Annotated in this window: 1 protein-coding gene; it reads right to left on the reverse strand. The window is 43.8% G+C overall.

Features of this window, described 5'->3' with window-relative positions; genetic code table 11:
- A partial coding sequence (locus CG11_RS28985; protein ID WP_156039976.1) for a gliding motility-associated C-terminal domain-containing protein occupies window positions 1-1,481 on the reverse strand: 1,481 nt, incomplete at both ends.

Genomic DNA, 1,481 nt, shown 5'->3' on the forward strand with positions numbered 1-1,481 from the left:
TCTTTAAACAAGACATCAGCATACCAAGTATATGTTCCAGAAGGAGCTGGACGACCACGATAGATTCCATTCCATCCTTGTTCTGGTACATTAATCTCTGAGTTGTTGCCCTCAAAGACCAAAGTTCCCCATCTATCGTACACTCTAAAGATCGTTACGGTCTGAACTTTTGAACCACCTTGAATAAAGAAGTAATCATTCACCCCATCTCCATTTGGCGTAAAGCCTGTTGGAGCATTCGCTCTTCTTAATTTGGTTACTTCTATCATGACAATACTATCCACTGAACAGCCATTGCTATTTGTTGCTGTAAATTGATATTGTACCGCATCCTGTGGTCTAATTCCAAAGCTAAAGCTGCTGTCTGTTACCAAGCCCATTGCCCCAGAAATTTGTTGCCAACTGTAAGTCACTCCAACCGTATCGTTCAAACTAGCTGCTATCGTCAAGCTATCCAAGTATTCGATGGTTGTATCGCCTGTCATACTTGTGATAAAGAATGGATCTGCATCTTCTACCACCAACATGGTGTCGGCAACACAGCCATTTTCATCTCGAACCGACAAGGTATAAATTCCTGACGCCAAGCCAGAGAAGATATTGCCATTTTGCCACGTACTGCCATCAATACTGTATTCTAACAAACCAACTGTCACTGTTCCTCCTGATCCAAATGCGGTCAAGGTTCCTGTTTGATCCCCTGCACACAATGTGCCTGTCGTATTGCCTGTAATAGTCAATTCTTCTGGCTCTACGATGGAGATGCTTGTTGTTTCAAAACAACCTCTACTATCGGTCACCGTTACATCATAAGTACCTGGCGTCAAATTACTCGTTGTACGTGTTGTCGCACCATTGGACCAATTGTAGTTGTAAGGACTCGTTCCGCCAGTTGCTGTCACTTGTGCAGCTGCATTGCCATCTCCATAACACAAAATGCTATTGGTAGAAGCTATGCTCAAGCTAATTGGAGCAGGCTCTGTTATCGTGTAGTTAAACGTTTCTTGACAACCATCGGCATCCGTTACCGTTACCGTATAATTACCAGCACCCAAGCCTGTCACAGGATTGCTCACCATTCCATTTGACCAGCTGTAATTCACCAATACTTTGTTCGAACCAGTAATGTTGATGGAACCATCGGTCAAACCATGACAACTGATGTTGCTCACTGTTTCTGTTACCGTGATGGGCGTTCCTTCTGTTAAGGTTACCGTTGCCATTGCCGTACAAGCATTGGCATCTGTAACAAGCACCGAAATAGCTCCTGCACTCAAATTCGACGCATTTAATCCTACTTGTCCACTTGGATCAGTCCAAACATAGGTGTAAGGTCCAACTCCACCAGAGGTAGCATTTACGGCAACAGCTCCATTACTTCCTCCAAAACAAGAAACATGTTGTAGAACGGTGGCACTAACTGTCAATTCTGTGGGTTCTCCAATTGTACTGGTTAGTTCTAAAGAACAACCATTGGCATC

It is taken from the genome of Aureispira sp. CCB-QB1, from assembly GCF_000724545.1.
Taxonomy (GTDB): Bacteria; Bacteroidota; Bacteroidia; order Chitinophagales; family Saprospiraceae; genus Aureispira.